A 25,878-nucleotide genomic window follows, 5' to 3' on the forward strand; every position below is an offset into this window, starting at 1 on the left:
GGTTCCTTGGGAATGTTATGCGTTTTTTGCATGGCGCGACACGCAATCCTTTGTGCGTCCGTAGCATCCATGCGTCGCACCACACATCGGAGGAAACATGTCGCAGACAACAGAACGCATCGAACACGATCTCCTGGGAGATCGCTCCCTGCCCGCCGACGCCTACTACGGGGTCCATACGCTGCGCGCGGTCGAGAATTTCCCGATCACCGGCACGCCGATTTCGATCTATCCCGACCTCGTGCGCGCGCTCGCCGCGATCAAGCAGGCCGCCGCACTGACCAACCGCGAACTCCGCCTGCTGGATGCCGAGCGCACCGACGCGATCGTCCGCGCCTGCGAGGAGATCCGTGCCGGGGCGCTGCACGAGCACTTCGTCGTGGACGTGATCCAGGGCGGCGCCGGGACCTCGACCAACATGAACGCGAACGAGGTGATCGCGAACCGTGCGCTGGAACTGCTGGGACACGCGAAGGGCGACTACGCCCGTCTGCACCCGAACGAGCACGTGAACATGAGCCAGAGCACCAACGACGTCTATCCGACGGCGCTGAAGCTCGCCGGCTACGAAGGCATCCTGAGCCTGATCGAGGCGATGGAGGTGCTGCGCGACGCGTTCCACGAGAAGGCGGTCGAATTCGCCGACGTGCTGAAGATGGGGCGCACCCAGCTGCAGGACGCGGTGCCGATGACGGTCGGCCAGGAGTTCTCGACCTACGTCGTGATGCTCGGCGAGGACATCGAGCGGCTGAAGGAGGCGGTGCTGCTGATCTGCGAGATCAACCTCGGCGCCACCGCGATCGGCACCGGCATCAACGCCCACCCCGACTACGCTGCTCTGGTGCGCGGCCACCTCGCGGAGATCACCGGCATCCCGGTGCTGACCGCGCCGAACCTGGTCGAGGCGACGCAGGACTGCGGCAGCTTCGTGCAGCTGTCGGGCGTGCTCAAGCGCGTGGCGGTGAAGCTCTCCAAGGTGTGCAACGATCTGCGCCTGCTGTCTTCGGGGCCGCGCGCGGGTTTCGGCGAGATCAACCTGCCGGCACGCCAGGCCGGCTCGTCGATCATGCCGGGCAAGGTGAATCCGGTGATTCCGGAAGTCGTGAACCAGATCGCCTACGAGGTGATCGGCAACGACCTGACGATCTCCTTCGCCGCGGAAGCCGGCCAGCTGCAGCTGAACGCCTTCGAGCCGATCATCGCCCACAGCCTGTTCAAGAGCGTCACCCATCTGCGCGCGGGCTGCCTGACGCTGGCCGAGCGCTGCGTCAGGGGCATCACCGTGAATCGCGAGTTCCTCCGCAGGAGCGTCGAGAATTCGATCGGCCTCGTGACCGCGCTGAACCCCTACATCGGCTACGCCAACGCGACCGGCATCGCGCAGGAGGCGCTGGTCGGCGGGTACAGCGTGTATGAACTGGTGCTCGACAAGGGGCTGCTCACGCGGGCTCAGCTCGACGAGATCCTGAGGCCCGAAGTGCTCACGCAGCCGCGCGCGCTGGTCGGGCTGGCCTGAGCCGACGACACACCCGCAAGACGATTGATACCGCACTGCACAATACAAGTCTTGTATAAGACACGACGTAAAATCCCAGCCACTGCGCAGCCATACGAAGATCTGATCGTCGAATAGAAAAATTTATTGCGCATTATTATTGCGTCGCACAAGCCGGTTCGCTAGTATTTGAACCGTCTCCTCCACCCTCCTCCTTTGGTGTGGATTTAGCCCGAGCCCGCAACCGAGCTCGGGCTTTTTCTTTTCCGGCCCCGGATTTTCGGCAAGCACGGCTGGAACACGATCGCCAAACACCGTCCCCGGAACATCGCGCGCCAAGTTCGGCGGCCCCACGTGCGTTCGGTCCGCTGACTGCCCGGGAGCGTGGCCGTCGCTACTGAGCATTCGCGTGCCTGATCGTGCGATAAAAAAATTTGTCGTACAAATTTATTGCGACGCACAAGCCGGTTCGTTAATATTTGAACCGTCTCCTCCACCCTCCTCCTTTGGTGTGGATTTAAGCCCGGACCGTCAAACGTCCGGGCTTTTTCTTTTTCGCCGGTCGATCGGCGTCGACAGGCCTGATCAACGACTTGCGGGGTCGGTCATTTGTCCCGTAAATCACCGCATGAGAACATCTCACAGGCTTATTATTGAACTACACACCTATTTTGTTTAGTATTTCAACTGTCTCCTCCACCCTTTCCTCCTTTGGTGTGGATTCAAGCCCGAGCCCCTCCAGAGCTCGGGCTTTTTTTCGGACCGGCCGACCGCTTCAGGCGGCCGTCAGGGCCTTTCCTTCGGCATCACTGGTTGCCTGCGGGCACCTCACCTCGGGGTAGTAGCACATGTAGCCGCTGGCGCAGTGGCTCGGCGCGTCGCGCAGGCCGACGGCGAAGTCGCGCACCTCGTGCTCCGGCTCGCCCGCCTCGATCCGCTCCAGCACGCGGGCGACAAGCTCGACGCTCTTGATCTTGCGTTCGCTCGCCCCCTCGCGGCCAGCGATCTTCACCGAGTGCACACCCGCCGCATGCATCGCCGGCATCGCGCAGATGCCGCAGGGTCCCCACGGATAGCCATTGGGTGCAACCGAGAAGCCGTTGCCGAAGCGGTACCAGAGCCAGCGCTTGTAATCGAGGTCGTTCTGTTCGAGGCGTCGCAGCGCGCGCTCCTGCGGCTGTCCGCCACCGGTGGCCTGATACTCGAACTGGTAGTTGTCGATGCAGATGGGGCCGCCCTTGTTCATCGGCAGATGGACGGTGTGGCAGGCGCCTTCCTCGAACACGCAGCCGTCGTTGAGGACGAAGGCTTCGACGTCAAGTTCGGGCAGCGCCTGTGTGATCGCGGCGATCTCTGCGACCGTGACGTCGCGCGGCAGGATGATGCGCTTGGCGCCGAGCGCGGCGAAGAAGCGTGCGGATTCGACGTTGCGACAGGTGGCGACGGAACTGACGTGGATGTCGAGGTCCGGCACGTTGGCGGCGAGCGAGGCGATCAGCGAGATGTCGGCGACGATGGCGGCCTTGCCGCCGATGCTGCGGAAACGGGCGGCGATCTCGGTGAGCGCGTCGAGGTGCTGTTCGCCGTACTGCTGCGCGTTGAGGACGAGGAAGACTTCGGCGTCGAGCGACATGGCCTTGTCGACGACACGTTCGAGGTCCGCGTAGCCGTTGAGGTTGCCGAAGACGCGGCGATTGACGCCGGAGGTGTTGAAGCGCTGGATCCAGTCGGGCGGTACGACGCCGCAGTAGAGCTCGCGGGCGCCGGCGCGCACGAGCGGTTCGACTTCGGCGGGGGTGCTGATGGGGGCGGTGATTTTCATGTCAGGCTCCCGAGAGGACGATGCGGCTGACCCAGCCGTTGTTCACGGCCTCGGCGACCGCGGTGGCCATGCCTTTCGCGTGACGGTAGTACATGGTGTTACCGCGCTGCGAGGTGTGGAGTTCGTGGGTGCCGGGTCGTGCGCCAACTTCGTTAAATCCGAGGCATTCGCGGCGGCACTTGTGACCGGGCGAGAACTTCTCCGGTGTGTCGAGCGACAGCGAGCCGAGCTTGCAGATGCGGCCCTTGGCGATGTAGCCGTACGGCGCGCGCACGCCGACCGGGAAATCGATGCCGGCGTACATGTCGGCGGCGCCGAAGGGTGGGAAGTCGAGTTCCAGGCGTCCGATGCCGAGGCCGTCGAGGATGTCTCGGAAGGGGCCGGCGCGCAGGCCGTTCGGATACATGCGCGCCCAGGTCGCCGAGGGCAGGCGCGGATCCTTCAGCATCTTGCCGAGGAGGCGTCCGGCGACCGGGCGCAGCGCCGGGAACTCGCGCTGCACGAGGCGCGCGACGCCCCAGTCGTTGATGGTGACTTCGGAGCCCGCTGGCAGGCGCGCGAGCGCGGCGCGCAGCGGGTCGAACAGGCCGTCGCAGGCGATCGGCGTGACAAGGCCGAAGGCGAGGCCCCAGCGCTCGCACAGCGCCACGGCGCGGTCGATGGATTCGACGCTCGGGAGCAGGTGTTCGCAGAACTCGCTGCCGAGGAAGAAGTGCGTGGGTTCGGCGTCGTCGGGCAGCGTGACGCAGTCGCGCGCTTCGCCGAGTTGGTCGAGGTAGTCGTCGCGCGTGAGGCGATCGTGCCGCGCGAAGGCGGCCAGTTCGCGTTCGTCGACCAGCGCAAAGCCGAGTTCGATCGGACGCGCGCCGCTGTCGGGCGCGGGAGTGTGCGGTGTGCTTGTCATGAATCGATCTCCGCGATTCTCTTGTGTTCCCGCCCCTGCCAGCTTGCGCGGGCGGCGAGGTGATCCGCGAGCCCTTGCGGGTCCGCGGCGGGGTATTGCATGAGATGACGGGCGAGGATTCCGGTGAAGCGCGCCGTCGCCATGCTCGCGCCGCCGGCCGTTTTCCCCGGTCCGGCAGGGGAACAGCCCCAGTCCGCAGCGCCTGACGTCTCGCCCTTGAGCAGCGACCACTGTCCGGGCGCGCAGCGCGCATCGCCGCTGACGGCGAGCACGCCGGGATACGCCGCGGGGAAGACTGGCGTGCCGCGCGCGGGGGCAGCCGCGACGAGCACGACGCTGCGGGCGATGGCGCGCTCGCAAGCGTCGCTCAGCACGGCACGATCTTCGAGCAGGCCGAGGCTGAGGTTGATGATCCGCGCGCCCTCGTCCGCACACCACTCGATCGCCGCGGCGACCATGGCCGGCGTCGGTGCGTGCCGGTGCGACGCGATGCGCGCGTCGATGAGGCGGGCCGCGGGTGCGGCCTCGAGCACGAGCGCGGCCACCGCTTCGCCGTGCGGCAGCGGGCGACCGCCTGCGGACTCGCAACCGACGCTTCCGTCGGCGGCGGGAATGAAGCTCGCCGCCCGATGCAGTGCGTGCGAGGGTACGCCGATGAAGCCGCCGTCGATGATGCCGACCGTCACGCTCATACGACCCTCAACAGCGGTGCGGCGGACCGGGCCGGCTCGGGCTCGACGAGCCGGCCGTCACGCAGCTCGACGACGCGATCGACCGCGCCGACGGACACAAGGTTGTGGGTGATGACGATGCGGGTGCGGCCGGCGAAGACGCGATCGACCGCGGCGATGATCGCCTGTGCGACCGGGAGATCCAGTCCGGAGGTCGTCTCGTCGAGGATCAGCACCGCCGGGTCCTGCAGGATCGCGCGGGCGAGCGCGATGCGCAGGCGCTCGCCGCGCGACAGCGCGGACGCCGACGCGCCGACCGGTTTGTCGAGGCCGCCCGCGTGGGCGAAGTTCGCGAGGCCGGCGAGGTCCAGCGCGCGCAGCAGCGCCGCCTCGTCGGCCTCCGGGGCGACGAAGCGCAGGTTGTCGCGTACCGTGCCGGGCATCAGGACCGGATCCTGATCGACGACGACGACCTCGCGGCGCAGCTCGACGAGGTCGAGCAGGTCGAGGCGCACGCCGTCGAGGAGGAGCCGCCCGGCCTGCGGGTCATAATGGCGTTGCAGCAGGTCGATCAGCGTCGACTTGCCCGCACCGGACGCGCCGACGAGGGCGAGCTTGGTGCCGGCCGGCACGTCAAGCGTCGCGCCCTCGAGCACTGCCTCGGCGCCATAGCCGAAGCGCACGGCGTCGAGCCGCAGTTCGCCGCGCACCGGGCGGACGAGCGCGACCGGTTGCGCCGGGGAGGCCACCGTCGGCTGCTCGGCGGCGAGCTCCTGGATGCGCTGCAGGCTGACCTTCGCGCGCTGCCAGCCCATGAACACGCCCGCCAGCGTCTGCAACGGCCCCGCGGCGCGCGTCGTGTAGGCGATGAAGGCGACGACGACGCCGACCGAGAGCTCCCCGCCCGCCGCCAGCGAGCCGCCGACGGCGAACACCAGCAGCACGCCGAGGCCCGACAGCACGCGCTGCAGGCCCCCCGCGCCGAGCGAGGCGAGTTGCGAGCGGCGCAGCGCGGCGAAGTAGTCGCCGTGGTGCGCGCGAAGGCCCGCTTCCTGGCGCCGCGCGGCATTGGAGGCCTGGATGAACTTCATTGCGCGCAGCGATTCGACGAAGAAACTCGACATCGCCGCGCTTTCCTTGCGCAAGGCCTGCGTGCTCTTTTCCAACCAGGGGCGCGAGAACATTAGCGCCGCGACCTGCAGCGGCACGAGCGCGAACACGAGCGAGGTGAGAAGCGGGCTCAGCGACAGCATCAGCACCAGCGCGACCGCCAGCGAGAATGCGCCGTTCAGCAGCGCCATCGGGGCGTCGAGGGCGAAGCGCTGCACCTCGGCGACGTCTCCGTCCAGCCGCGACAGGATCTCGCCGCCGCGGGTGCGCGCGTACCAGGTCGGCGCGAGCGTTTGCAGGTGCCGCCACACCTGCTCGCGCAGCCCGAAAAGGACGTGCGCGGAGAGCTTCAGGTAGGTGAGGCGGGACAGCGTCTCGACGAGCACGCCGCCGAGCATCAGGACGAGGAAGGCCGCGCAGAGCTGCAGCACGAGATCGACCTTGCCGCCGACGATGCCTTCGTCGACGAGGCGTTGCATGAGGTAGGGCGGCAGCAGCGCCGCGGCCGAGCCGATGCAGGAAAGGACGACGACGCCCGTGACCGACCCGGCACGTTCGCGCACCAGCGGCAGCGCCCAGCCGAGGGCCTGCAGGGGCAGGGAACGATCCGCGCGCAGCCCGATCACCGCCCTGCCCTCAGCGCTTCACCACGCGCATCCAGCCGATCGACTGGTCGGCGCCGCCGGGCATCGTGATCTCGCCCTTCTTCTCGAAGCTGTCCGCGTCGTAGATCGCGATCTTGTCGAGCGCGCCGCCGACGTAGAGCTCCTTGCCGTCGCCCGAGATGTTGATCGCATAGTAGGTCTGATCCAGATCCTTGCGCTTCAGGAGCTTGCCGGTGTCGGTGTCGACCTTGGTGAGCTGGTTCATCACGAGGAAGGCCTCGTTGCGCGCGACCGGGCTCACGACCGACGAGAACATCGCCGTCGTCGCGTTCTCGAACTCCTTCACCTTAAGCGTCTCGGCGTCGAGGTCGAATACCGCGATGCCGGCCTTGAAGGCTTCGGGCGAGTCGGGCGGGACGTCGGTCTTCGCGACGAAGTATGGCGTCGACAGCGCACGCGCCTGCTCGAAAGTGCCCCACATTGCGAGCACGTCCGGCTCGCCGATGCCGGGGCGGTTCCAGTGGCGCACCGGGAAGGTCTGCTCGAGCTTGCCGGTCCTGGTGTTGAAGAGGTACATGTCCCAGCCGAGCGCGATGAGGTGGTCGGGCTTGCCGGTCGCGGCCATCAGGCTGATGCGGCGCGGCGCCGGGAAGCTGCGGCGCGGCTTGGCGGTCATGCCGTCGGCGGTGTCGAAGACCGCGATGTAGGTGTCTTCGACCGTGTACTCGGAGCGCCCGAGCTGCACCGGCGCCTGATGCACGTACAGCTCCTTGCCGTCCTCGCTCACCGCGACCGCGAAGAAGGCCTTCACGCGGCGCTGCGGCGTGGAGAAATCGGCGCGGAACACCGGCTTGCCGGTGTCGAGATCGACGCCGACCACGCTTTCCATGCGGTTCGTCAGCACGTAGGCGATCTTGCCGTCCTTCGGCACCGCGATCGCGCCGGGAATGCCGTCGCCGGGCAGGTTGATCGTGCGGACGATCGCGCGCTTGGCCGGATCGACGATGTGCAGGTTGTTGGGCCGCGTGACGGTCAGCAGGTATTCGGCCGCGAGCACGGGCAGCGAGGCGGCAACGCAGCACAGGGCAACGAGCGCCTTCTTGATGGGTAGCGTCCTCATCGCTCAGTCTCCAGGGAACAGCGTCTGCAGTTCGCGCCAGTCGCGCAGGGCCGAGTTCTTGCCGTCGGTCCAGTCGCGCGCGGTGTTCAGGCTGTCGGCGAGCTGTGCCGGCCACCAGCAGGGGTCGGTGCAGCCATAGAGATCGGCTTCCATCGGCTGGCACAGGCTCGCCAATCCGCCGAAGGCATCGACTTCCCAGCCGGGGTCGAAGGTCGTGGTGCAACCGACGACACTGCTCATCAGCTGGACTTCCTCGCGGTGGCCGTCGCTGGCCGCCTGCTCGATCAGGTGCGCCTTGTGGTTCAGGGCTCGCAGTCGTTTCATTGCAGGGCACTCCTTTGTTCGATGGCGCCATTGAAGAACGCCGGATTGGCGAGCGCGATGTCGCCGAAGGCTTCGAGGCCGAACGCGGTCCATTCGCGGATCTGGTCGCAGTACTCGAAGGTCGGCTGGAAGGGGTCGCCGCTACGCGAATAGGATTCGTGGTAGCAGCCGCCGGCGCACAGGCTGCGCGCGGGGCACACTTGGCAGGCGCCGTGCGGGGCCTGCGCGCGGGTCATGAAATGCGACAATGACTCGCGCGCGATGCCGTTCTCGACGTCGCCGAAGGTCTCGAGCTCCGAGCCGGTGAAGCGGTGGCACAGTGATATCTTGCCGCTGGTGCCGACCGCCAGCAGGCCGACGCCGGCGCCGCAGGGCAGGACTTTGCGCGTGCCCATCCACAGGTCGGTCATCAGCTGCTGCATGTTGCCGAAGCCGTGGCGCTTGCCGCGCTTGGCCTCGGACACATACTCGCGGCCGAGCGCCTTGAACGCTTCGAACACGGTGTCGAGCTCCTCGCGCGACAGACCGACCGGCGAATCGGGGCCGGCGGTCGCGGGCGCGAAACCCACCTCGAAGAAGCCCAATTCGTCGTGCAGATGCTTGTAGATGCCTGCGACGTCGAGGTTGCCGGATGCGAGCGTGACGCGCGCACCGACCGGCTTCGACTTGTAGCGCTCGAGCAGCCGCTTCACGCGCATCGCGACCGTCTTGTAGGTGCCGCCGCCGGCGATCGTGCGGCGGTGGCGGTCGTGCTGCGCCTGGTCGCCGTCGATGCTGATGGTGATGCCGAAGCGGTGCGTATCGAGGAAGTCGATGATCTCGTCGGTGAGCAGCGTCGCGTTGGTCGTCAGCGAGAACTCGACGTCCTTGCCAGCGGCCACGGCCTTCTCCTCGGCGTAATCGACGAGATCGCGAATGACCGCGATGCGGGTCAGCGGCTCACCGCCGAAGAACACGATGCCGACGCGCTCGTTCTCGCTTGCCTCCTCCATCAGCAGGTCGATCGAGCGCGAGCCGGTCTGGTAGTCCATCACCGCGGAGTTCTTCGGCGAAGTCAGGTCTTCGCGGTAGCAGTAGCTGCAGCCGAGGTTGCAGCCGGTGGTGAGCGTCAGCACCAGCGTCTTCAGCGGCGAACGCTCGACGACGCGCGCCGGGATCTCGTAGTGCTTGGGCTGCGGCGCGACGATGCCGAGGTCGATGAAGTCGGAGAGGCTGTCGCACAGCTCCGCCGGCGTGTAGCGACCGTCGAAGCGCGACTGGATGTCGTCCGCACTGACCGCCGGCGCCGACTCGAACAACCCGAGCAGGTCGGATGCGGCCGGGTCGAGCTCGAAGATCGAGGTCGTCGGCACGTGCAGCAGCACCTGCCGGTCGCCCTTGCGAATCGCACGGTAGTTGTGGGGTTGTACCTGCAATGTTGTAGTCATTGTCTCTTCTCCTTTGCCCTCAGCGCAGCGGCGTCGGGTTCCAGCGCTGCACGGTGACGACCAGCTGGCCTTTCGCGTTGAGCGAGCGCCCGCCGTCCGCGACGGTCGCGACGACCGACAGGTTGCCGACGTTGTTGAGGCCGCGACGTGCCGGATTGGGACCGCCGAAGGACGGCAGGAACTGTCCGTGCGGCTCCATGTGGCCGGCGAATTTCAGGTCCTCGTCATGCTTCGCGCGCTCGTCGAAGGGCTCGGTGGACCACGTCGCCGGCACGCTGCCCAGACGCACGTCGTCGTCGGTGCCGGGTTTGCCGTCCGCGCCGTCGAGGAAGGCGACGGCGTCGAACTGCGCGGTCACCGGCGGATTCGTGCCGCCGCCGACGCGTGCGATGCCGAAGGCCGGCTCGACGCGCACCGAGTCGATCTGGCGATACACGGCAACGCTCTTGTCGGACTCGCGTCCGCCGACGGCGAGCTTGCGCAGGCCGGGCGCCGCGTCGGCTGCGACCTTCACGCGCAGCTTCAGCTGCTCCGCGGACTTGCCCAGCCACTCGACGACCTCGACGTCCGGCCCGAGATCGAGCTTCGCATCGAGGCCGGCGCCCGCGACCGTCACGGTCGCCGTCTCGCCCGCCCGCAGCATCTGCGGACTCACGGACACCAGCGCGTTCTTCGCCGCCTTGTCGGCGCGCACCGCCTCGAACGTGGCCCCGATCTCGTCGGCCTTACGCAGGAACCAGCGCCCGCTCATCCGGCCGCCGTCCTCGCTCAGCGCGAAGATCGACTGCGTCTGCTCGTTGCCGAGTTGCGCCGTGCCGCGCCATTCGTAGCCGGTATAGACGAGCGACTCGCCCTTGCCGCGCACGGTGTTGCCCGGCCCGAAGTGCAGCTCGTAGCCGACCTCGTAGCGGTCACTGCCCTTCGCGGTGACGGTCATCGTACCGGTATAAGCGCCCCAGCCCGGCCGCTCGCCGGCGACGATCCAGCGCCCGGTGGCCGGCCGGTGCTTCGCGCGGCTCCAGTCGCGCCACGCGTCGGTGTTCTTCGGATACATCTCCGCGAGTCGCCCCGGCATCTTGTCGCGCGCGATCTCCCACCAGTTGCGGTCGCGCCCGAGCGCCGAGTATTCCGCGCTGGGGAACTGGCCGAGATGGGTGTGCATCAGCTTCCTCCACTCGTTCTCGTCGCGCCGCTGCAGCGCGACGCGGCCGTAGCTGTGGCAGCGGCCGCACATCTGCGCCAGTTCCTCGTCGGGCGGCGCGTCCTGCATGTTCGGCCGGCGCTCGGTCAGGAAGCGGAACGCTGCGGCCTCGGACGGCGCAAGCCCCTGCCGGTCGGCGAGGTACTTCACCACCGCGCGGCGCTCGTCGGGCGTCAGCTCGACCTTGTGCCAGATGCCCATGCGCACGATGGTCATGTCCCAGCCCTCGGGGGTCTTGCGGACCTCGGGGATGCGCGTGAGCTTGCCGCCCTCGAGGTGACAGCTCGCGCACTTCTTGTCGATCACCTCGCGGCCGGGGTCCTGCGCCGCGACGGCGGGCGTCGTGCCCGCCATCCCCAGCACCAGCGCCACCGCGCCGGCGATGCGCAGACGTCTGCGCGTGTGTTTTTTGGTCTCAGCCTTCACTTGTGTCTCCACTCTCCGGTGAGGAAATGCGCCGCCCTGTCGACTGCGACGAGGCGGCGCGCCGCACTCACAAAGCCATGATCACGGACTTGGATTCGGTGTACAGATCGAGCACCGCGCGCCCCATCTCGCGCCCGATGCCGGACTGCTTGAAGCCACCGAAGGGCATCGCGTTGTCGAGGATGTTGTGGCAGTTCACCCACACCGTGCCGGCCTGGATCTTCGGGATCAGGCGATGAACGCGCGACAGGTCGTTCGACCAGATGCTCGCGGCGAGCCCGTAGGGGGTGTCATTCGCACGGCGTGCCACCTCGTCCAGATCGTCGTAGGGCATCGCGACAACGACCGGTCCGAAGATCTCCTCGCGCACCACCTTCATGTCGTCGCTCGTGTCGACCAGCACCGTCGGCTTCACGAAGTAGCCTGCGCCCTCGCCCGCCGCACCGCCGGTCGCGGCCCGCGCGCCCTCGGCAAAGCCGCTCTCGATGTAGCCGAGCACGCGCTTCTGCTGCGTGGCCGACACGAGCGGGCCGATCTGCGTCGTCGGGTCGATGCCTGCGCCGAGCTTCATGCCGGCAGCGATGCCGGAAAGCCCCTCGACCACCTCGTCGAAGCGGCTCTTGTGCACGAAGAGGCGCGAGCCGGCCGTGCACACCTGCCCCTGGTTGAAGAAGATCGCCTGCGCGGCGCCCGCCGCAGCCTGACTCACGTCGGCATCATCGAGCACGATCACCGGGCTCTTGCCGCCGAGCTCCAGCGACACGCGCGTCATGTTGTCGAGCGCGGCCTTGCCGACCAGCTTGCCGATCTCGGTCGAGCCGGTGAAGGCGACCTTCTCGACGCCCTTGTGCGACGCGAGCGCGGCGCCCGCCGTGTGGCCGAGGCCGGTCACAACGTTGAGCACCCCGGCCGGGTAACCCGCCTCCAGCGCCAGTTCCGCGAAACGCAGCGCCGAGAGCGGCGTCTCCTCGGCCGGCTTCAGCACCATCGTGCAGCCCGTCGCCAGTGCCGGCGCCACCTTCCATGCCGCCATCAGCAGCGGGAAATTCCACGGGATGATCGCGCCGACCACCCCCACCGGTTCGCGTCGGGTGAAACCGAAGAACTCGCGGTCGCGGATGATGGGCACCGACACGTCCATCGTCGAGCCTTCGATCTTGGTCGCCCAGCCCGCCATGTAGCGCAGGAAGTCGACCACCAGCGCGACGTCGACGTGGCGTGCCATCGTCACCGGCTTGCCGTTGTCGAGCGACTCGATCTCGGCCAGCTCCTGGGCGTTCGCTTCCACGAGATCGGCGAACTTCAGCAGCAGGCGCTCGCGATCGACCGGGCGCATCTTCGGCCAATCACCCGATTCGAAGGCGCGGCGCGCCGCTGCGACGGCGCGGTCGATGTCCGCTGCCCCGCCGGCCGGCACGCTGGCGAATTTCTCGCCGTTGGCCGGATCGATGACCGCCAGCGTCTCGCCGCTCGCCGCCTCGACCCACTCCGCACCGATCAGCATGCGCCGCGGGCGCTCCAGAAAGCGCCGAGTGCCGTCGCTCAGCAGTTGTCCGTGGTAACGCTCCATGTGTCTGTCTCCTCTGTTTCCGTTAGTTATTTATTGAATCTGTCAGTAACGAGTCACGTATCGCGTAGGGCGGATGAGCCGAAGGCGTTATCCGCCGCATGCTTGCGCCGAATGCCATACGGCGGAAGGCGCTCCGCTTTTCCGCCCTACTTCGATTGGGGGGCGGATCAGGCGTCCGGCCCATCGTCGATCAGCCCGGCACGCGCCACGGCAGTGGCCCGCGCCGCATCGACTGCGTCGGGATCCAGGTCGAGCTGCTGTGCGAGCCGCGACACCAGCCGTTCCTCGAGCCGCTCGAGGTCGCCGTCTGCATAGGCGACCTCCCACAGCATCGTCAGCACTTCGCGCCGCTCCGCGGCGTTGAAGCCCGAACGCACCGCTTCCGCGAACTCCCAGTCGTCGAGCACCTCGGCGAAGCGCTCGTCGGCGACCGCGACGAGCTGCTGCGCGGCCTCCTCGGGCAGCGCGAAGTGCTCGCGCAGCAGCCGCGTAATCGCAGTGTGCTCACGCTCGCTGGTACGGTGATCGATGTACATCGCTTCCAGCAGCAGCACCGCAACGGCGATGTGGCGGCGTTCGAACGGCCCGGTCTCCAGCCCTTCGGCCTGCAGTTCGCCGGACAGCAGGGCCATCAATTTGGTCAGCATGCGGGGGTCTCCGGTGTTGTTGTTTCTTATCGGGCAGGCGCAAGGCGCTCGACGCCGAGCTGTCCGGCAACGACCACCGCTCCGGTCGGGGCCGCCATCACCGCCGCAAGGTTCTGCCGGTCGGGGCGGATCTCGAGCTGCAGTGGTCCGCCACCGCTGCTGCGCAGCACCACGCCGCCGGCGCCGACGACGATCAGCCCGCCGTTCGCGAGCGCCAGCCCCGAGGTCAGCGACTGCTCGGTGCCGGTCTCGCGCACCTGCCAGCTGTTGCCGCCGTCGCGGCTCGCGATCACCTTGCCGCTCATCCCCAACAGCACGACCTCGCCGTCGCCGCGTTCGAGCCCGCTCCACAGCGATCCCGACACCCCGGTCGCGAGCTTCGTCCAGGTCGCCCCACGGTCGGTCGAACGGAACGCGAGTCCGGTTTCGGCGGCGAGGAAGAGCTTGCCGTCGCGCGTCGAGAAGATGTGGTTGAGGTGCAAGTCCGCGTCATGCCCGCTACCGACCGCCATCGGCGCCCAGTCGCGCCCGCCGTCGCTCGTCACGAAGGCTGCGCCGTAGGCCCCGACCGCGTAGCCGCGCTGCGCATCGGTGAAATGCACCGACAGCAGCACCGGCTTGTCGTCGAGCGTCGCCTGCAGCTGCCAGTTCGCGCCGCCGTCCGTCGTCACGAGGATCACGCCACCGTGCCCCACGGCCCAGCCGCGGCTGTCATCGACGAAATGCACCGCCGTCAGCAACAGGCTGACCGGCACCTCCGCCTGCTGCCAGGTCTTGCCTTCGTCGGTCGAGCGCACGATCGTGCCGTAGTCGCCCACCGCAACCAGCGCATTGCCCGCGCGCACCAGTCCCGTCACCGGCACCTTCGCCGCCAGCCGCGCCTTCATTGCCGGGGCGGGCACCTTGGCGGCATCCGCCGGGCCGGCCGCGAACACCGCCGCGCTCGTCGCCAGACACAGGCAGACCAGGGTCCGCCCGATTCGATTGCTTGTTTTCATCGGGTTCCCCTCAATGGGCCATCAGCGGCGCGCGCACCGGGCCACGCCGCGGGATCAGCACGTCGAGCGTCACGGCCAGCGCCGGCAGCAGCGTGATCGCCATAATCATGTTCATCATGAACATGAAGGTCAGCAGCATCCCCATGTCGGCCTGGAACTTCAGCGCCGAGAAGGACCAGGTGGCCACGCCGATCGACAGCGTCACCGCGGTGAACACGGTCGCCACACCGATCTCGCGCAGGGCCTGCTTGAACGCCGTGACGATGTCCTCGCCGTGCGCCAGATGCATCTGCAGCCGGTTGTAGATGTAGAACGCGTAATCGACGCCGATCCCCACCGCCAGGACCATCACCGGCAGCGTCGCCACCGTCAGGCCGATGTCCAGTTCCTTCATGAACCAGTAGCCGAGGAAGGTCGCGAGCGTCAGCGGCACGCAGCACGCCACCATCGCGCGCCAGTCGCGATACACCGCGAACACCAGCACGAGGATAGTGGCATACACATACAGCATCATCGGCAACTCGGAGTGCTCGACCACCTCGTTGGTCGCCGCCTGCACGCCGGCGTTGCCGCTGGCGAGCCGCACGGTCACGCCCGGGAACGGCTGGGTCTCGCGGAAATGCTTCACCGCAGCGACCACCTCCTTGATCGTCGACGCCTTGTGGTCGGCGAGGTACAGATTCACCGGCAGCAGCGTGCAATCCGCATTGAAGAGCCGCATGCCTTCCGGCACCTGACGCACCGCCTCACCCAGCGTCAGCTCCTCCTGCGGCAGCGCCGCCCACTTCGGGTTGCCCTCGTTCACCCCGGACGCCGCGAGCTTGGTCATGCCCGGCAGCGACTGCGCCGACAGCACGCCCGGCACGTTCGCCAGATACCAGCTCAGGCGGTCGAGATGGCTCATCACGTCGTGGCGATAGCAGCCGTCCGCGGGCGTCTCGACGACCACCGTCAGCATGTCCAGCCCCAGCGCGTAGCGGGCGACGACGGCCTCGACGTCCTGGTTGTAGCGCGAATCGTCGTGCAGCTCCGGCGCGCCCGGCAGCACATGGCCGACGTGCCGCCCCTGGCTCTGCCACACTGCAATGGCCATCAACGCGAGGCACACCAGCGTGCCGATCGCCGCATTGCGCGGATTCGCGATATGCACGCCGATGGACGCCATCATGCGATTGCGCAACCCTTCGACCTTGCTCGCCCGCAGCACGAAGGCGTCGTCGAAGCGGAAGTAGCTCGCCACCACCGGCAGCATGATCAGGTTCGTGACGATCTTGTACGCCACACCGACCGACGCGGTGATCGCCAGCTCGCGGATCATCGGAATCGGCACCAGCACCAGGGTCGCGAAACCGACGAAGGCCGTGATCAGCGCCAGCGTCCCCGGCACCAGCAGCCCGGTGAAGCTGCGGCTCGCCGCGGTGTAGCCGTCAGCGCCGTTGATGACTTCCTTCGCGATGTAGTTCACCTGCTGGATGCCGTGCGACACGCCGATCGCGAACACCAGGAAGGGCACCAGGATGGCCAGCGGATCCAGCCCGAAGCCCAGCAGCGTGATCGTGCCGAACTGCCACACCACCGATACCAGGGAGCAAACCAGCGGCAAGACGGTCAGCATCCACGAACGGGTGTACCAATAGACGGCCGCCGCAGTCAGCAGGAAGGCCAGCGCGAAGAACTCGATCACGCTGGTCGCCCCTTCCGAGATGTCGCCCATCTGCTTCGCGAAGCCGATGATGCGGATACGCACGTCGTCGTCGCTGAACGTATCGCGCACCTCGCGCTCCAGCCGCTGGCTGAACTCCGAGTAATCCAGCCGCGCGCCGGTCTGCGGATCGGGATCCGCCAGCTCGGCGACCACCATCGCCGACGACGAATCGTTTGCCACGAGGCTGCCGATGAAGCCGCCGACGATCGTGCGCTCGCGGATCGCGGTGATGTTCTCCGGCGTCAGCGCCTTCACCGTCACGTCGCCGCCGATCACGTCCTCGGCCTTCATCCCCTCCTCGGTGATCTGCACCGCGCGGGTATTCGGGGTCCACAGGGACGTCACCGTGCGCCGGTCGACGCCCTTCATGAAGAACAGCGCCTGCGTCACGTCGTACAGCTTGGTCAGTGCCTTCTCGTTCCAGATGTCGCCGTTCTTCGCCTCGACCGTCACGATGATGCGGTTCGCGCCGAACAGCACCTCGCGATACTGGTTGAAGGTCTGGATGTATTCGTGGTTTTGCGGCAACTGCTTGTCAAAGCCTGCGCTCATCTCGAGGCGCGACGCGAACAACGCCATCACCGCGGTAAAGCCGAGCAGCGCGAGCAGGATCGGCAGGCGGTGCCTGAAGCACACGCGCTGCATCGCCAGCACCAGTTTCTCGATCATGTTGGGGTATCCGTTATGCCGGCACCGCGGAAGTCGCGCCCCCGCGGCGCCGGCGCGTGCATCAGAACGAGTACGAAACGCTTGCCGAGAGGAAGTCCCGGTCACGCATCAGGTTGTTGGCGCCGCCGCCGTAGAAGGTCACCCACTGGATCGCCCCCTTCCACGCGTCGCGGTAGTTCGCGAACAGCGACAGCGTCAGCGCCTTGCGGCCCTCGACGAAGGGCAGCCCATTCGGCGTCGTGCCATCGACGTCGTGGTACCAGTCGATCTGCGGCGTCAGCGTCACGCCCGTGCCGGCGACGTTCGGGTAGTTCAGCGCCGCCTCCACCACGTAACCCCACGACGTCTTGTCCGGCAGCGCATAGTTCGGCAGGAAGTACGGCGTCACCCCACTCGTGTCGAGCCCCGGGTAATGCGCGACCGCCGCTTCGGCGAGGATGAAGCCGTCCGTCGCCCCCAACGCCTTCGCGAAGCCGCCCAGCGGGTCGTTATGCGAGAAGGTATAGAAGCCCGTGAGGTGGAACTGGTACTTCTCCTCCTCGACGAAGCCGGGATTGCTGCCGTGCTCGTAGATGCTGTACTTGCTCGACGGGCCGCCAAAAACGTTGCCGAAAGGCACCGTCGGATCGATGCCGACGCTGTCGTTGGGCCGGTACGACAGCTCCGCCCCGACCGCGATGTTCGCGAGCTTGGTGTTCGCCGAAATCGCGTACAGATCCTTGTCCTCGCCATAGGCGATGAAGTAGCCGGTGACCGCGCCTGCGCTGTTGCCCTTGAAGCCGAGGAAGGGCAGCTTGTCGTGGTAGCGCTGGTACGTGAAGGCGAACTCGGTGTCGATCTCCTCCGCGTTGTAGCGGAAGTTCACCCCGTACTGGCCCGTCTTCTTCGGCTTGTTGGTCCCCAGATAGGGCACCGCGATTCCCGCCGCGACCGCATCCGCATCCGGAATCCCGGGGTTGTCGCCGCATTGCCCCGTCGGCAGCCCTGCGCACGCGCCCGGCCCGGCGAAGTCCTCGATGATGCTCGTCGGCACGTACGCCACGCGCCGCCCCTTGCCCAGCACGTCGGCGGTCGAGAAGAAGGTCCCCACCGGGTCGAACTTGAAGCCGTTCCACCCGAATTGGTAATACGCCTCCGCCCCCAGGTTCTCGGTCAGGCCCATCGATGCCGACAACATCGGCGCCGGAATGAAGATCTCCTTCAACTGCGTGCCCGGCACATGGAACTTCTGCAGATCGATCGCATTGATCTGGTTCACGCCGCCGATGATGAAGATGTCCTCGCCCCAGGAGATCACCTGGTTGCCGAACTTCACCTTGCCGCGCCGCTCGCCGACGGTGAACTCCTTGGCGATCCACGCGTCGAGCAAGGTCATCTCGCCCGAAGCCTCGTCCGCGACCGACGTACGCCGCGTGTCGTCCGACTTCGTATCGACGAACCAGTTGAAGCGCGCCAGCGCGCTCCAGCCGCCCGGGTACTTCAGCGACAGGTCGTGGGTGCCCTTCAGCACCGCCGAGACGATGTCCCCCTTCTTGTAGTTCAGGTTGCCATCGTCGAAGTTCGTGTAGTTGAAATCGGCATTCGCATAGCCGGTGCCGTTGGCCAGGTTGTACACCTGCGACAGCTCGTTGTTCGTGCCGTTGTTGCAGCCGCCGCTGTCGTTACTCACCGTCTTGCAACCTGCCGACTGCAGGCGGCTCATCACGCCGTACGAGACGGTGCTGTCGAAGCTGCCCGAAATTCCCTCTTCCGAACCGAAGCGGAACGCATGGCTCGCCGGCGACCAGCATGCCGCCGCAACCGCAACTGCCAGAATCGAAGGCGCGAGCGTGCCCCGACGATCCGAAATCGTCCTTTTCTTCATGGAGATTCTCCCTGGGTGGAGGTGCGGGTCAGCGCTCGCCGCGGCGGCGCATTTCGTCCTGGGTGAAGTTCGCTGCCGTCACGCGGCCGTCCTTCGCCGCCGTCAGGTCCAGCACTTCACCTTCGGCGGTCCAGTTGTCGACCACGTAGCGGCGCGCCACCAGGTCGTACATCTGGGTCTCGTAGGCCATGCACGCGCCCACCTCCGGTGCCGCCCACAGGCTGCCTTCCTGCACGCGCCAGAGATTGCCCTTGGCGTCGTACATATCCACCTGCAGCAACGCCCAGGAATCCTCGTCGAAGTGGAACACCCGCTTCGCAAAGGAATGGCGCTTGTCCGCCTTCACCGTCGCCTCGACCACCCACACGCGGTGCGGCTCGTAGCGCATCAGGTCGCGATTGACATACTCGGGCCCGAGCATGTCCTTGAACTTCTGCTTCTTGTTGATCAGCTTGTAGGAGTTGTACGGCACGTACATCTCCTTCTTGCCCACCAGCTTGTAGTCGTAACGGTCCAGTGCGCCCGTGAACATGTTGATCTGGTCGACGAAGTACAGGTTGTCGAAGCCCGCGATCGGGTTGTCATAGGCAAAGGTCGGCGAGCGACGCACGCGGCGCTGACCGGGGAAGTAGATCCACGCATCCTGCGGCTTGTCGATGTAGGCGTGGATCAGGTAACCCTCGCCCGCGCGCGACGGCGGCGTCAGCACGTCGTACAGCAGCTTCGACTCGACCCCGCCCACGTCCGCCGGCCCGGTCACCTTCGGGTCGTTGAACGGGTACATCTCGTACGCCCACTGCTTGTTCTCGACGTAGCTGCCGTCCTTCTCCGGCATCAGCGCCGAGATCTGCGCACGGCGGCCGAGGCCCGTATAGCGCAGCTTGTAGTTCCACATCGCCTCCGCACCCGACTTCGGCACCGGGAAGGGCACCCCCGCCCCGAACACCTGCTCGAGCTGCCAGCCATCCGCTCCCAGCTTCGCCGCCGTCGCATTCTTCTTCGTCTGCGTCGCCACGAAATCCGGCACCGGACAGCTGCGCCGGCTCGGATAGACGTCCATGCGGTAACCCTTGTACGCCTTGATCAGCGCCAACTGGCCCGCCGACAGCTTGTCCGCGTACTTGTCGACGTTGGCCGCATCGATCGAGAACAGCGGCTTGTCGTCCTTGAACGGATCCAGGTGCCCCGGCTTCCAGCCGGCCGGCACCTGCGTCATCCCGCCGCTCCACGCCGGAATCGAGCCATCCTTGCTCGCAGCCACCTCCGCGCCGATCGGCGTCAGGCTCTTGCCCAGCGTTGCCGCTTCCGCCTCGCTCGCCGCCGCCCGCACTGCCCCGCTGCCCAGCCCCGCGGCAAGCGCGATGCAGATGAGCGCAAGGCGAGGGGATCTCCTCGTCCTGGTAGTCATGTTGTCGTCTCCTCACTTGATGTGATGTGCCGTTCGGTTCGGCATTTTTTTCCGGCTGTCCCCGGCCGCGTCCTCGCACGGCGGTACAACCGATGGAGGCGATTGTAGGAAGCGGTTTCCCGAAGCCGTTATCCGAAATTGGCAATCCGCGACGAGACGGCGGGGACGACTTCACGGCGGGACGTGCGACGCGGTTCCTTAGAAAAATTTCACTGTTCCGCGTGCGACTTTTGTATTAGCTTTAAAAAAATAATCAAAGCCATAACTACAAACGGCCCTTTCCGGTCAGGAGACAATCGGAAAATGGATGCTCACACTCTCGCCGGGCGCAACAGCATCGCGCGCACCGCGGGCGACGACGCGTATTCCGTCGTGCATCTCGACACACGCGACGCAGACGACCACGCAGCCTGCCTGCAACACTGGAGTCAGCGCTACGACCAGCTTTCGGCCGGCACCTTCACGGGGCGGTTCGACGAATTCTGGTTCGACAACGTGCAGGTCTTCCGCGAGCGAACGAATCAGGTCGTGCACGAAATCGGCACGTCCTGGGAAGGCTCGCGCACGATCGGCGTGCCGGTCGAGCTCGACGGCACCGGCTGGTACTGCGGCGAACCGTGCGAGCTCGACTCCATCATCACGCTCAAGGGCGGGGAAGACCTCGACTACCGCACCCCGCGCCTGCACGACATCGTCGCCGTGACGACGGACAGCGCAGCCTTCACCGATTACGCCCTGCGCGTCGAGCATCGCGACATAGAAGCCGAAATCGGCAAGCGTCGCATCATCGCGGCGACCGCCGACCAGGCTGCGACACTGCGCGCCTTCCTCCTGACGGTGCTCGCCAGCCTCGAAGCCACCCCGGACCTGCTCCGCCATCCGCAGATGCGCAAGGGTCTGGAACAGGCGATCTACGGCAGCATCGTCGCCGCCATCACGCCGCGCGAAGATACCCCGCGCCCGGCCACACCCTGTCGCACGCGACAGCTCATCGTCGACCGCGCGCGCGAATACATGCGCGCGCACATCGACGCACCGATCACCGTCCCCGACCTGTGCACCGAGCTGCGCGTCTCCCGCCGCACGCTGCAGTACAGCTTCCAGGACATCCTCAACCTGAACCCCGTCAGCTTCCTGCGTGCCTTGCGCCTCAATGGCGTGCGCCGCGAACTGAAGTCCGCCGACCCGGCCAGCCACCAGATCGCCGACATCGCCGCGCGCTGGGGCTTCTGGCACCTGTCGCACTTCGCGTCGGACTACCGCGCGATGTTCGGCGAACTGCCTTCGGACACCCTGCGCCAGGCCACGCCCCCCACCCACGCATGAACCGGTGAAACGCCCTCAGGCCACCTTGAAACGGCTTACGTCGGCAAGCAGGCTGCCCGCCAGGCTCTCCAACCGATCCGCCGTGCGGTGGCTTTCGACCGCAATCGCGCTGTTCTCCTCCGCCATGCGCGCGATCGTCTCCACGTTGCGCGCAATCTCCGTCGAGGCGACGCTCTGCTCGCGCAAAGCATCGGAAATCTCGGCCACCGTGTCCACCACGCGACCGGCCTCGTCGCGAATGCTCGACATCGCCGTCCCCGCCTGCTGGGCGCGCGTAACGCCCGCATTCACCTGCGTCACGCCCCCCTGCATACTCTCCACGGCATCGCGCGCATCGCGCTGAATCGCCCCGACCATCTGGGCGATCTCCTGCGTCGAATGCGTCGTGCGCTCGGCCAGCTTGCGCACCTCGTCCGCCACCACCGCAAAGCCCCGCCCCTGCTCGCCCGCGCGAGCGGCCTCGATCGCCGCGTTCAGCGCCAGGAGGTTGGTCTGGTCGGCGATCTCCTTGATCACATTCACAATCGCCGAAATCCGCTCCGAGCTGCGGTCGAGTTCGGTAATCGTATCGGCTGACCCGGACACCGCCCGCGCGATCTCCCCGATATCGGCAACCACCGACTCGACGATCTCGCCCCCTTCGCCCGACAGTTTGCCCGAGCGCTGTGCGAGCTCGTTGGCATTGCTCGCGTTGCTGGCGATATGGTCGATGCCCACCGTCATCTCTTCCACCGCCGCCGCCATGCTCGACGCCGCCTCGCTCTGCCGCTGCGACGCCGTGTCGATCTGGCGCGCCGACTCCACCATGCCGCGCGCAGTCTCCGCCACCTGGCCCGAATTGCTCTGGATGTTCGTGATCAGGCGACACATCGTCGATGCCATATCGTTGAAGCTGTCGGCGATCACGTGCAGCTCGTCGCGCGCCTGAAGCCTGATCGCCGTCGTCAGATCGCCAGCCGCCAGCCGATGGCTTCCCTCGGCGAGCCGCTTCACGCTGCCCATGATCGACAGATACACCCCGATGGACAGGTAGGCGATCGCGACCGCGACGACCACCAGCACGACGATGTTGAAATGCAGCACGCGCTGCGCCTCGACGATGCGCTGCCGCAACAGTTCGTCCAGCGTCGGCAGCAGGATCTCGTTCATCTGCCGGTAGCCCACCGTGATCGCCTCGGTCGTCATCCCGAAGTAGGCCGACGACGACGTGCTCTGCAGGTCGCCCGCCAGGATCTGGCGCACCACCCCGCTCACCGTCGCCAGCTTGCCGTTCATTTCCGCGAGCGACGACTCCAGCCGCTGTCCGAGATCCGGCCGCTGTGCGACGATCTTGCGGATATTGGTCTCGAGATCGCTCACCGCCTCGGTCACGTCACCCGCGAGCACGCTCACGCCGAGCTTGCCCGCATCGTCGATCGTGCCGCGCGCGAGCGCCGCCGCCCCCCTGGCGCGCAATTGGCCCGTGCGCTCCAGCAGGTAGGGCATGCGGATCACCGCCGTCGACATCAGGTAGTAGCTGTCCTGCTGCGGATCGAAGGTCAGGCCGTACTCGTCGGCGACCGCGATCTGAAAATCCAGCAGATTGTCGATCAGCCGCGTATGCGTCTGGAAATTCTCGGGCTGGCTCAGCTTCAGCCCCTCCTGCTTCAACGCACTCCAGCGCGAACGGATGTCGCTCCACCCGCTGTTGCGCACGGATTGCGGAAGCGCCGCCTCCAGCGTCTCGAGCGCACGATCGACCTCGACGGCCTTGTCGGCGCGCGTCGCCTTCGCACTCTCAAGCCCCCCGAGCATCGCCGACGACAGCCCGCGGTGCTGCTGCATCAGTTCGACCGCCCTGGAGATCGGTCGCGACAGCTCCGACGCCACGAGCTCGCGCTCCGTCCGCTCGATCGTCGCATTCAACTGGCGCGCCAAGGTCAGCATCAGGCTGGCAAAGGCCACCAGGATGATCAGGCCCAGCAGGCCGAACTTCACCGGGTAACTGCAGCGATTCATCAGCCCCACGGCAGGTGCAAAAAGTACTTTCACGATCCGCTCCACAAACAGGATCCGCACGCCTTCGGGCCGTCGCCGGAGATCCAATGCACAGGAGTCCGGCGCGGGGCATGCAGGCGATATAAGCGTATGGAGATTTACCGGAAAAGTACGTGATCCGCATCAAGAACACATCGGCATCCCATGCATTCGTCACAGAGCCGGAAATTCGCGTACCCCTCCCCGCCTCCGTCCGTCGCGCGCTCGGCACGTGGGGGGCAAAATCACCTATTGCTCCCCTCGCGGCAAGCGCCCAAAATAGCCGCCGGTATCATGCCGGCTGCACAGCAGCCTCCGGCTCTGCTGTCAGGACAAGCACATCATGCTATTCAATTCGGTCAATCAGCACTGCCTGGAGCGCATCGTCGAACTCGCGGAAACGCGGACGGTGGAAGCTGCGGAAGACATCTACGACGAACGCGGGATCAAGCTCTGGGCGAAGGGCAAGCCCGTTTCCGCCGACCTGCAGGAAAAGCTGCTGCGCCGCAAACTCGCGAAGCCGCTCGAAACGACCCTCGCCGTCGAGGGCGCCGTCGCATTCGGCGACGTCGCCAGCGCATGCATGGCACACATCGAACAGAATCCGCTGCTCGCCCGCATCGTCAACCGCGACGCGATCGGGCTCATCAACGGCATGCGCAACGTGCCGCTCCCGCAACCGCTGCGCCTTCTCCTCACCACCGCGCATGCCAAGGGCAGCGCCAGCTTCAAGCATGCACAGACCACCGTGATCATCTGCGCCGGAATCGCCGCGCGTCTGAATGCGACCGATCACGACGCCCAGCTCCTGCTGATGGCGGCCCTGGTGCACGACCTCGGCGAGATGTACATCAACCCCGACTACCTGAACAACAGTTACCGGCTCAAACCGGGAGAATGGAAGCACGTGGCCAGTCACCCGCGCGTCGGCCAACTCCTCATCGCCGAACTCACGACGCTGCCGGCCGCAGTCGGCCAGTGCGTCGCGCACCATCACGAACGCCTCGACGGCAGCGGCTACCCGAACCAGGTGGACCGCAGCGGGCACAGCCGGCTCGGTGCGTGGCTCGCGGTCGCCGATTCCGTCGGCGCCATCCTGTCCCGCGGCGACGACGGCGCCGCCCTGCGCGCCTCGTTGGCGCTGCGCATCGTTCCCGAAGAATTCGACCACGATTCAGTCGCGGTCATCACGCAAGCCTTGCGTAATGGCGACGACGTGTTCGGGACAACGCCGGAGGGGGGCTTCAACGCACGCGTCCAGGAAAGCTGCCGACGCATCAACGCCGCCATGGCGGAGGCCGAATCGCTGATTGCACAGGCCCCGACGCCCTTCGTGCGACATACGTCCACCAATGCGCTCGCCCTGCTCCACAACCTGCTCAAGTCGCTGCGCTCCACCGGGGTCATGGAGGCCGATTCGCTCGGCGTCGGCAACCTCGACGGCGAACTCATCGCCGAAATCAATCTCGTGATCCGCGAAATCGAATGGCGCATGCGCAACCTCGCGCGCAACCTGCACCTTCGCGCCGAAGCGCAGATGGAAGGGAGTCCCCTCGAACGAATCGCCCCGCTGATCCGCGCGCTCGACGGCAGCAGCATTCCCGCGACAACCTGACCGCAGTCCGGGTGTCGTCGCAACGAACTCCCGACCGAAGTCCAGGCAGGGTAAACTTTCACGAACAACATGCATCCGGGGGCGCGATGAAGGATTTCGAATCTCAGGCACGAGCATTCGGCGAGCAGATCGAAGCCGAAATTGCGGAAGGCCATCTCAGCTTCCCGACCTCCCTCGACGTCTCGTTACGCATCAAGCGGCTCGCCGACAGCCCCGCGTCCTCGCTCGAAGAGATCGCCGCGGCAGTCAAGACCGAGCCCGTTCTCAGCGCCAAGACGGTGCGCATGGCCAACGCCGTCGCACTCAACCCCCAGGCCACCCCCATCACCAACGTTGCCGATGCCGTGCGTCGCATCGGCCTCTCGTCGCTGCGCTGCCTTGCCTTTTCGGTCGCGGCCGAACAACTCGCACAGGATCACCGCTCGCCCAAAATGCGCACCATCGCCTCCGGGCTGTGGATGCACGCGGTCGATGTCGCGGCCTGGTCCTACGCCCTCGCCCGCGATCTGCGTGTCGTGAATCCCGACACCGCGATGTTCGCAGGCATGCTGGCCGACATCGGGCAGTTCCTGCTACTGGCCCGCGCTGCCGAGTATCCCGCCCTGGAAGACGATCTGCCGCGTTTTGCAGGCTTCGTGACCACCTGGAGCGAACCCGTCAGCGAGGCCGTGCTCGATGTGTTCGAACTGCCCGAATCGATCCTGGACGCGTTCGAGTGCAGCAATCCTTACGGCGGCTCCTGGCCCCCCGCGAACCTCGCGGACATCCTTTTCGTCGCGGAGCTTGCGGCCGAAACGCCCAATCCGTTCGACAAGCTCCTCGGGCTGGATCACCGCACCAGCCTTCTTGACGCAGCCACGCACGGCATCGACCAACAGGACCTGGACCATCTGCTCGAATCGGCCCGCGAAAACCGCCAGCTGATCCTGGCTGCGCTCTGCAGCTGACGCCCCCC

General features: G+C 66.6%; 19 protein-coding genes. 4 read left to right on the forward strand and 15 right to left on the reverse strand.

The window, feature by feature from the left end:
• The first annotated feature begins 97 nt into the window (after positions 1–97).
• Complete coding sequence (gene aspA / locus AzCIB_RS14645) at positions 98–1,516, forward strand: aspartate ammonia-lyase (RefSeq protein WP_050416575.1); 1,419 nt, start codon at positions 98–100, stop codon at positions 1,514–1,516.
• Positions 1,517–2,270: 754 nt separating this feature from the next.
• On the opposite strand, the gene AzCIB_RS14650 is transcribed toward aspA, so the two are convergent.
• The 14 genes from AzCIB_RS14650 to AzCIB_RS14715 form a co-directional block, all read right to left on the reverse strand.
• Positions 2,271–3,317 (reverse strand): U32 family peptidase, encoded by a 1,047-nt coding sequence (locus AzCIB_RS14650; protein WP_050416576.1) that lies wholly within the window; start codon positions 3,315–3,317, stop codon positions 2,271–2,273.
• Position 3,318: 1 nt separating this feature from the next.
• Complete coding sequence (locus tag AzCIB_RS14655; RefSeq protein WP_050416577.1) at positions 3,319–4,221, reverse strand: hypothetical protein; 903 nt, start codon at positions 4,219–4,221, stop codon at positions 3,319–3,321.
• On the reverse strand, positions 4,218–4,913 hold the full coding sequence (gene qhpE, locus AzCIB_RS14660) for a subtilisin-like serine protease QhpE (RefSeq protein ID WP_050416578.1): 696 nt from the start codon (positions 4,911–4,913) through the stop codon (positions 4,218–4,220). The genes AzCIB_RS14655 and qhpE overlap by 4 nt, the downstream gene beginning before the upstream one ends.
• Positions 4,910–6,628, reverse strand: coding sequence for an ABC transporter ATP-binding protein (locus AzCIB_RS14665; protein ID WP_050416579.1), 1,719 nt, complete (start codon positions 6,626–6,628; stop codon positions 4,910–4,912). Before AzCIB_RS14665 ends, qhpE begins: the two co-directional genes overlap by 4 nt.
• A 10-nt stretch (positions 6,629–6,638) precedes the next feature.
• A complete protein-coding gene (gene peaD, locus AzCIB_RS14670) occupies positions 6,639–7,727 on the reverse strand; it encodes a quinohemoprotein amine dehydrogenase subunit beta (RefSeq protein WP_050416580.1) in 1,089 nt (362 codons plus the stop codon).
• Positions 7,728–7,730: 3 nt separating this feature from the next.
• Positions 7,731–8,051, reverse strand: coding sequence for a quinohemoprotein amine dehydrogenase subunit gamma (qhpC, locus tag AzCIB_RS14675; protein ID WP_050416581.1), 321 nt, complete (start codon positions 8,049–8,051; stop codon positions 7,731–7,733).
• Complete coding sequence (gene peaB, locus AzCIB_RS14680) at positions 8,048–9,478, reverse strand: quinohemoprotein amine dehydrogenase maturation protein (RefSeq protein WP_050416582.1); 1,431 nt, start codon at positions 9,476–9,478, stop codon at positions 8,048–8,050. The genes qhpC and peaB overlap by 4 nt, the downstream gene beginning before the upstream one ends.
• 19 nt (positions 9,479–9,497) lie before the next feature.
• Positions 9,498–11,105, reverse strand: coding sequence for a quinohemoprotein amine dehydrogenase subunit alpha (gene peaA / locus AzCIB_RS14685; RefSeq protein WP_050416583.1), 1,608 nt, complete (start codon positions 11,103–11,105; stop codon positions 9,498–9,500).
• 67 nt (positions 11,106–11,172) lie between these two features.
• A complete protein-coding gene (locus AzCIB_RS14690; protein WP_050416584.1) occupies positions 11,173–12,675 on the reverse strand; it encodes an aldehyde dehydrogenase family protein in 1,503 nt (500 codons plus the stop codon).
• A gap of 167 nt (positions 12,676–12,842) precedes the next feature.
• Entirely contained in the window at positions 12,843–13,322 is a 480-nt protein-coding gene (locus tag AzCIB_RS14695; RefSeq protein WP_050416585.1) for a tellurite resistance TerB family protein, read from the reverse strand.
• Positions 13,323–13,348: 26 nt separating this feature from the next.
• On the reverse strand, positions 13,349–14,320 hold the full coding sequence (locus tag AzCIB_RS14700) for a WD40/YVTN/BNR-like repeat-containing protein (protein WP_050416586.1): 972 nt from the start codon (positions 14,318–14,320) through the stop codon (positions 13,349–13,351).
• A 10-nt stretch (positions 14,321–14,330) separates the two neighbouring features.
• Positions 14,331–16,694 carry an efflux RND transporter permease subunit gene (locus AzCIB_RS14705; protein ID WP_050416587.1) on the reverse strand — a complete coding sequence of 788 codons (2,364 nt, stop codon included), beginning with the start codon at positions 16,692–16,694 and terminating at the stop codon, positions 14,331–14,333.
• 61 nt (positions 16,695–16,755) lie between these two features.
• A complete protein-coding gene (locus AzCIB_RS14710; protein WP_050416588.1) occupies positions 16,756–18,558 on the reverse strand; it encodes a DUF1302 domain-containing protein in 1,803 nt (600 codons plus the stop codon).
• A 28-nt stretch (positions 18,559–18,586) separates the two neighbouring features.
• On the reverse strand, positions 18,587–19,966 hold the full coding sequence (locus AzCIB_RS14715; RefSeq protein WP_050416589.1) for a DUF1329 domain-containing protein: 1,380 nt from the start codon (positions 19,964–19,966) through the stop codon (positions 18,587–18,589).
• Positions 19,967–20,269: 303 nt separating this feature from the next.
• Between AzCIB_RS14715 and AzCIB_RS14720 the strand changes: the two genes are divergently transcribed.
• The gene (locus AzCIB_RS14720; RefSeq protein WP_083447033.1) at positions 20,270–21,292 is read left to right on the forward strand and encodes a helix-turn-helix domain-containing protein; all 1,023 of its coding nucleotides are present in this window, start codon (positions 20,270–20,272) and stop codon (positions 21,290–21,292) included.
• A gap of 15 nt (positions 21,293–21,307) precedes the next feature.
• Here AzCIB_RS14720 and AzCIB_RS14725 read toward each other — a convergent pair whose 3' ends face one another.
• Positions 21,308–23,323 carry a methyl-accepting chemotaxis protein gene (locus AzCIB_RS14725; protein ID WP_050418385.1) on the reverse strand — a complete coding sequence of 672 codons (2,016 nt, stop codon included), beginning with the start codon at positions 23,321–23,323 and terminating at the stop codon, positions 21,308–21,310.
• Between the two features lie 328 nt (positions 23,324–23,651).
• Here AzCIB_RS14725 and AzCIB_RS14730 point away from each other — a divergent pair, with 328 nt between their 5' ends.
• Both AzCIB_RS14730 and AzCIB_RS14735 read left to right on the forward strand, forming a co-directional pair.
• Positions 23,652–24,923: an HD-GYP domain-containing protein gene (locus AzCIB_RS14730; RefSeq protein WP_050416590.1), complete on the forward strand. Its 1,272-nt coding sequence runs from the start codon at positions 23,652–23,654 to the stop codon at positions 24,921–24,923.
• An 86-nt stretch (positions 24,924–25,009) separates the two neighbouring features.
• Entirely contained in the window at positions 25,010–25,870 is an 861-nt protein-coding gene (locus AzCIB_RS14735) for an HDOD domain-containing protein (RefSeq protein ID WP_050416591.1), read from the forward strand.
• Positions 25,871–25,878 lie beyond the last annotated feature (8 nt).

Source organism: Azoarcus sp. CIB (assembly GCF_001190925.1).
Taxonomy (GTDB): Bacteria; Pseudomonadota; Gammaproteobacteria; order Burkholderiales; family Rhodocyclaceae; genus Aromatoleum.